The 5,926-nt window shown below is 63.5% G+C and carries 6 protein-coding genes; 3 read left to right on the top strand and 3 right to left on the bottom strand.

What is annotated here, in order from left to right:
- The coding region (locus RUW20_RS19355; protein ID WP_313953857.1) for an RQC domain-containing protein at positions 1-837 on the top strand (837 nt) is incomplete at its 5' end.
- 9 nt (positions 838-846) lie between these two features.
- Here RUW20_RS19355 and RUW20_RS19350 read toward each other — a convergent pair.
- Positions 847-2,322 (bottom strand): FMN-binding glutamate synthase family protein, encoded by a 1,476-nt coding sequence (locus RUW20_RS19350; RefSeq protein ID WP_313953856.1) that lies wholly within the window; start codon positions 2,320-2,322, stop codon positions 847-849.
- A 59-nt stretch (positions 2,323-2,381) separates the two neighbouring features.
- On the opposite strand from RUW20_RS19350, the gene nadC reads away from it, so the two are divergent.
- Complete coding sequence (gene nadC, locus RUW20_RS19345) at positions 2,382-3,239, top strand: carboxylating nicotinate-nucleotide diphosphorylase (protein WP_313953855.1); 858 nt, start codon at positions 2,382-2,384, stop codon at positions 3,237-3,239.
- Between the two features lie 206 nt (positions 3,240-3,445).
- Positions 3,446-3,583, top strand: a complete 138-nt coding sequence (locus RUW20_RS19340; RefSeq protein WP_313953854.1) for a hypothetical protein — start codon at positions 3,446-3,448, stop codon at positions 3,581-3,583.
- Positions 3,584-3,784: 201 nt separating this feature from the next.
- Here RUW20_RS19340 and thrC read toward each other — a convergent pair whose 3' ends face one another.
- Together thrC and RUW20_RS19330 are read right to left on the bottom strand one after the other, a co-directional pair.
- Positions 3,785-5,272: a threonine synthase gene (gene thrC / locus RUW20_RS19335; protein ID WP_313953853.1), complete on the bottom strand. Its 1,488-nt coding sequence runs from the start codon at positions 5,270-5,272 to the stop codon at positions 3,785-3,787.
- 112 nt (positions 5,273-5,384) lie between these two features.
- A partial coding sequence (locus RUW20_RS19330; RefSeq protein WP_313953852.1) for a GGDEF domain-containing protein occupies positions 5,385-5,926 on the bottom strand: 542 nt, incomplete at its 5' end.

Genomic DNA, 5,926 nt, shown 5'->3' with positions numbered 1-5,926 from the left:
GACGGCGAGCCGTCGGAAGCGTGGATGACCTATGGGCTCAATGACGTCGTGATCCATCGCCAGATGATCGAAGAGTCGGCCGCTCCGATCGAACAGAAACGCGTCGAGCGGCAGAAACTGGAGAGCATGCTCGCCTACTGCGAGTCGGCCAGGTGTCGCCGGGTGATCCTGCTCAACTATTTCGGTGAGCAGGCGGCGCCCTGTGGCAACTGCGATGTTTGCATCGATCCGCCGGTGCTCTGGGATGGAACGGTGGCGGCGCAGAAGGCGCTGTCTGCCGCCTTGCGCACCGGTCAGCGTTTCGGCGCCGGCCACTTGATCGACGTTCTGCGTGGCAAGTCCACCGACAAGGTGCTGCAGTTTGGCCACGATCGCCTGCCGACCTTCGGCGTCGGCGTCGACATCGACGACCGCGGCTGGCGCTCGGTGTTTCGGCAGCTCCTCGCGGGCGGTCTGCTGGACGCCGATGCCAGTGCCTATGGCGCCCTCAAGCTGACTGATAGTGCTCGCCCGGTGCTCAAGGGCGAAAGCAAGTTGCAACTGCGACGCCAGGCCGAACGGCCGAAAGGCAAAGCGACGCGGAGCAAAGCCGCGCTAGCCAGCGCACCCATTCGTAGCGATTCTCCGCTGCTGGCCAGCTTGCGCCACTGGCGGCTCGAGCAGGCTCGCGAACAGGGTGTGCCTGCCTACGTCATCCTGCATGATCGAACGCTGTCCGAGATTGCCGGCTTGCTTCCCGATTCCCCGCAGGCGCTGCTCGCGGTTCCGGGTATCGGCGTCGCCAAGGCGCAACGCTATGGTGACGCCCTGCTGTCGATCGTCGCCGGCACTGACTGATCCGGCGAGTCAGGAAGGCGGCGCAGGATACGGATAAAGGGTGTCGAGGGCGATGCTCTGCCCGGAAGCCTGCACGATGCGCACATGTTCGCGACGTAGTTCGCGCGCGTGTCGCAAGCCACAGGAGTGGGCGATCATCGCCACCTCCTTGTTCATGTTCCGACAGTAGGACGCCACCCGCGCCGCCTTGTCCTCGACGACCAGGCCGCGTTGCAGCCGCGGATCGTGCGTCGTGATGCCGGTCGGGCAGGTATTGGTGTGGCAGCGCAAGGCCTGGATGCAACCCAGCGAAAACATGAAGCCGCGTGCCGTATTGACGAAGTCGGCACCGCTGGAGAGAGCCCAGGCGACCCGCGCCGGCGTTACCAGTTGGCCGGCGGCGACCAGCCTGATGCGCTGCTTCAGGCCGCTGGCCAGCAGCGCATCGGCGACCAGCGGTAGCGCTTCGTCGATCGACATCGCCATGTGGTCAGCCAGGGCCTGCGGCGCCGCGCCACTGCCGCCCTCACCACCATCGAGGGTGAGGAAGTCGGGCGCGGCCTGCAGACCCCGTCGGGTCACCGCCTCGGTCAGCTCATTGATGAAGCGAGGGCCGCCGATGGCCGTCTTGACACCTACCGGTTTGCCGGTCACGGCGCGAACATGCTCGACCATGTCGAGCAACGCATCGATGTTGGCGATTTCCGGGTGGCGGTTCGGGCTCATCGAGTCGCGGCCCTCGGCAATGCCGCGGATCCGGGCAATTTCCGGGGTCACCTTGTTGCCGAGCAACACGCCACCCTTGCCCGGCTTGGCCCCTTGCGACAACTTGATCTCGAAAGCGCGCACCGTTTCATGGGCGGCCGCTTGCCGCAGTTTTTCGTCGGACAGCTGGCCGCTTTCGTCGCGCACGCCGTATTTTGCCGTGCCGACCTGGAAGATGATGTCGCAGCCTCCCTCCAGGTGATGAGGAGAGAGGCCGCCTTCCCCGGTATCCAGCCAGCAGCCGGCCGCAGCGGCGCCCCGCGATAACGCCCGCACCGCGGGTTTGGAAATGGCGCCGAAACTCATGGCGCTGATGTTGACCAGCGACTTGCCGACGAAAGGCGTCTCGCAGTAGCCCTCGCCGATCACCACCACCGGTGGCTCCTGCTGCTCTTCCTCGAGGATCGGGAAGGGCGCATTGACGAAAACCAGCGCGCCGGGCTGATGCATCGGGTAAGTCGAGCCGAAGCCGATGATGCCGCCCTCGTTCTTGGCCATGCGGTAGACCCAGCTGCGAGTTGCCCGGTCGAAGGGCATTTCCTCGCGGTCGCCGAGAAAAAAATACTGGCGGAAGTACTCGCCGAGGCTTTCAAATAAGTAACGCAGGTGACCGACCAGCGGAAAGTTCCGCAACACGGCGTGTTTCTCCTGCGTCACGTCTTGCACGTAGAGGGCGATCAGTGCGCCGGCGAAGGTCAAGGCCAACAGGACTCCCAAGCCAACCAGCAGTACATCGAGCATTTGTGCTTTCCTTCGGTGATAAAATTGCGCCACGAGTCTTCAAGTGTACGGGAATTCTGATGCCGATCGCAGCCATGCTCGATGCTGAAATCGAACGCAACGTCGCTGCCGCGCTGGCCGAGGATGTTGGCAGTGGCGACCTTACCGCGCAGCTGGTTCCCGCCGGAGTGCGCAGTCGCGCTACCGTGATTGCCCGTGAGCAAGCTGTTCTGTGCGGGAGCGCCTGGTTCACGCGCTGCTTCCACGAGCTCGATCCGCAGATCGACATCGTCTGGCAGGCGCAGGATGGCCAGCCTGTCAGCCCCGATCAAGCACTGTGCGAAGTTGAGGGGCCGGCCCGTGCCTTGCTCACCGGGGAGCGTAGTGCGCTCAATTTTCTTCAAATGCTGTCGGGGGTGGCCACCAAGGCCCGGCAGTATGCCGATCTGGTCGCCGGTACGCGGGCGCAGATCGTCGACACGCGCAAGACGATTCCCGGCCTGCGTCTGGCGCAGAAATACGCGGTCAAATGCGGCGGTGGCGGCAATCACCGCCTTGGCCTCTACGACGGAATTCTGATCAAGGAGAATCACATCCACGCGGCCGGCAGCATTGCCGCGGCGTTGGACGCCGCCAGGCACGTTGCCGAGAGCGCAGCCGGTGCCTGTCAGTTCGTCGAGATAGAAGTCGAAACGCTGGCCGAGTTGCAGGAGGCCTTGTCTGCCGGCGCCAGAATGATTTTGCTCGACAACCTGGGTCTCGATCAGCTGCGCGAGGCGGTGGCGATTACCGCCGGGCGGGCCGTGCTGGAAGCCTCGGGTAATGTCAGCCTCGATACGGTGCGTGGTATTGCCGAGACCGGCGTTGACCGGATCTCGATTGGCGGCTTGACCAAGGATGTACGAGCGCTGGACCTGTCGATGCGTTTTCAGGCTTAGCAGGCACGTCAGCCGCGGCGGTTTTCGTTCTGCACGGCGGCACCCATTCCCTTCGATTCAACGGTACGCGAGTTCCGGGGCAGGATCGAGAGAAGGCCCGCTGGCCACTGGTCGGCGCCTGGCGAATGCGTTATATAATCCGCTGCGGGCGATGCGAGGCAGACTGACTGTTGCGGTCTGCGCACAAAAAGGAAGAGGGTGATTCGATGCTATTTGCGTTGTTCTATGTGGCCGCCATTGCGATTCTGATCATGCACTTCACCGGATTCCTGGCGCGGCACAATCTCGAATGGCTGGTGTTGGTGCTGGCTGCCGCCGTCTTTCCCGCCGTGATCTATCTCTAGGAGACGGTGTCGAGGCCTCTGCGCTTTCAGTGGCCGTTTCCAATTTTCCCTAGCTTCGATCTGGCTTGCCTCTGCAAAGCCGCCGCCGATGTGACGACCACCGCGGGTGATCATCGCCAGGCGGCAGGCATAGCGCAAACAACAAGGGCGCCGACCGGCGCCCTCTGACGATTTCCCGGCTGAGTTCTCAGCCCTGAGTCCTCAAGCAATACTCCGTTCGATGATCTGCTTCACCGCGTCGACACTGACGTCAATGACCTCGACCTTTTGCGGCAGCTCTTCGATGCCCCGCAGGCTGGCTGGCCGTTCGGGTCTGCGGCCAAGTGCCTCGATGATCGTTTCTTCGAACTTGGCTGGCAAGGCCGTCTCGAGCACCACCATCGGCATCTCCGGGGTTCGCAACTGGCTGCCGACCTTGAGCCCATCGGCGGTATGCGTATCGATCATCAAGCCGTAGGTCTCGAAGGTATGGCGAATGGTTGCCAGGCGATCGGCGTGCGTGCTGGTGCCCGAAACGAAGCCGAAATCCGGCAATTTGTCGAAGAAAGGCGTACGCGAGAGGTCGAAACTGCCGCCGGCATCGACCGCGGCCCACAGCTCGCGAATTACGGCCGGGTCGCGTCCGACCAGGTCAAAGACGAATCGCTCGAAGTTTGAAGCCTTCGAGATGTCCATCGACGGGCTCGAAGTGGTGTGGGTTTCGGCGGTAGCACGCGGGCGGTAGACGCCGGTGCGGAAGAACTCGTGCAGCACGTCGTTCTCGTTGGTCGCCAGAACCAGGCGACCGATCGGCAAGCCCATCATGCGTGCGATGTGGCCGGCGCAGATATTGCCGAAGTTGCCCGAGGGGACGGCAAAGGCGACCAGTCGATTGCTGGCGCCGCCACCGGGGCCGCTGGTGGCAGCAAAATAGCCCTTGAAGTAGTAGACCACCTGTGCGGCGACGCGCGCCCAGTTGATCGAGTTGACCGCGCCAATCTTGTATCTGGCCTTGAAGGCGTGGTCGTTGGACACCGCCTTGACGATATCCTGGGCGTCGTCGAACATGCCGCGGACAGCGATGTTGTGGATGTTCGCATCGTGCAGCGAATACATCTGTGCCCGCTGAAAGGCGCTCATTCGCTCGTGTGGCGAGAGCATGAAGACGCGCACGCCCTGCTTCCCGCGCATGGCGTACTCGGCCGATGAACCGGTGTCGCCCGAGGTGGCGCCGAGGATATTGATTTCTTCACCCCGTTTGGCCAGCACATACTCGAACAGATTGCCGAGCAGTTGCATGGCCATGTCCTTGAAGGCCAGGGTCGGGCCATTGGACAGTTCGAGAATCGCCAACCCGCCTTCCCGGTTCGCCGCGTCCGGGCGCTCCAGCCAGCGCAGCGGGGTGATATCGCTGGCTTGCGTATCGGCACGCCCATTGCCGTAAATCTGCGCCGTGTAGGTCCTGGCAACGAGGGGCTTCAGATCCGCTGGCGGGATATCATCGATGAACCTGGAGAGTACCGCGTAGGCCAGCTCGGCATAGGACAGCCCACGCCACTGCTCGAGGTCGCTGGCGCTGACCTGCGGATACGATTGCGGGAGGTAAAGGCCGCCGTCCGGCGCCAGTCCGGCGAGCAGGATTTCACTGAATGACGGAGGCGGACCGTCCTGTGTACCAGGGGTATGACCGCGAGTCGAGAGGTAGCGCATGCTGGTAACCGTAAGGGGGAGGCCGGGAGACGCCGGCGAGCCAGCAGTCTAGCACGCTCTCACTGCCGCACCGGACCCCGCGCGGGGTCTCGGAATGCCGATCAGGGAAGGTTCAGCCGGTGACGACGCAGTTCTTGCCCGCGCGCTTGGCAGCGTAGGTTGCAGCGTCAGCACGGAGAATGGAGGCTTCGACCGATTCGGCCGCTTCCTGGACGACGACGCCGGCGCTGAAGGTGATGACGATATCCCGGCCCGGCACGGCGTCGGCCGCGAACTGACGCTGAAAACGCGAGATCGCCGCTTCCGCTTCGGCCAGCGCGGTGTCGGGGAGCAGCAGGACGAACTCCTCGCCACCAAAACGGCACAGGATGTCTGACGGGCGAAGAGCAGCGCGCAGGCCTTTGACCAGATGGACCAGCGCTTCGTCGCCGACATGGTGGCCCATGGTGTCGTTCAAGCGCTTGAAGTCATCCAGATCAATCAGCGCAATGGCCAGGTGCGTGCCGTTGCGACGCGAGCGGGCCAGTTCGCGACGGTATGCCTCCTCAAAGCCACGGCGGTTGAGTGCGCCGGTCAAGGCGTCGGTAAAGGCCGCCTGACGGGCTTCGCTCAAGGCTCTTTCCAGCTCCCCGATACGCGCTTCGGCCGCCAGTA

This window comes from Accumulibacter sp. (genome assembly GCF_032229525.1).
GTDB lineage: Bacteria > Pseudomonadota > Gammaproteobacteria > Burkholderiales > Rhodocyclaceae > Accumulibacter.
The sequence above is the reverse complement of the archived record's forward strand: the minus strand, read 5'-3'. Positions and strand labels throughout refer to the sequence as shown.